Here is a 764-nt window from a genome sequence, read left to right on the forward strand (position 1 = left end):
GCTCGAGGCGGTCGGCTCGACCCGGCCGCTGCGCGAGGCGCTGGCCTGGGACGTGCCGTTCACCGCCGAAGGCCTGCGCTTCTTCGCCGAGTACGCCGACAAGCTGGGCGGCGAGGTCGCCGCRACGCGCAGCGACCACCTGGGCCTGACCGTCACCGAGCCCTACGGCGTGGTCGGCGCGATCACGCCGTGGAACTTCCCGCTGGTGATGGCCTCGTGGAAGGTCGGTGCCGCGCTGGCGGCCGGCAACGCGGTGGTGCTGAAGCCGTCGGAGCTGACGCCGTTCTCGGTGCTGCGCCTGGCCGAGCTGGCGCTGCAGGCCGGCGTGCCGGCGGGCCTGTTCAACATCGTGCAGGGCGACGGCCGCACCGCCGGCGAGGCGCTGAGCCGGCACCCGCGCATCGCGAAGATGACCTTCACCGGCTCCACGCGCACCGGCGCCGCCATCATGTCCGCCTGCGCGCTGCACGGGCCGAAGCCGGTGACGCTGGAGCTCGGCGGCAAGAGCCCGCAGCTGGTGTTCGACGACGTGCCCGACCTGGAGCGGCTGGCCGCGACGATCGCCGGCGCGATCACCGGCAACGCCGGCCAGGTGTGCGTCGCCGGCTCGCGCCTGATCGTGCAGCGGCGCATCGCCGAGCCGCTGGTCGAGCGCATCGTGCAGCGCTTCGAGGCACTGCGCCCGGGGCCGACCTGGGACGCCGCGGCAACGCTCGCGCCGATCATCTCGCCGGCCCAGGCGGCACGCATCGCCGGCATCGTCG

At 74.6% G+C, this 764-nt stretch carries 1 protein-coding gene; it reads left to right on the plus strand.

What is annotated here, in order from left to right; translation table 11 throughout:
• The coding region (locus AC1D1T_RS32840; RefSeq protein ID WP_477993550.1) for an aldehyde dehydrogenase family protein at positions 1 to 764 on the plus strand (764 nt) is incomplete at both ends.

This window comes from Rhizobacter sp. P2_H3 (assembly GCF_056403355.1).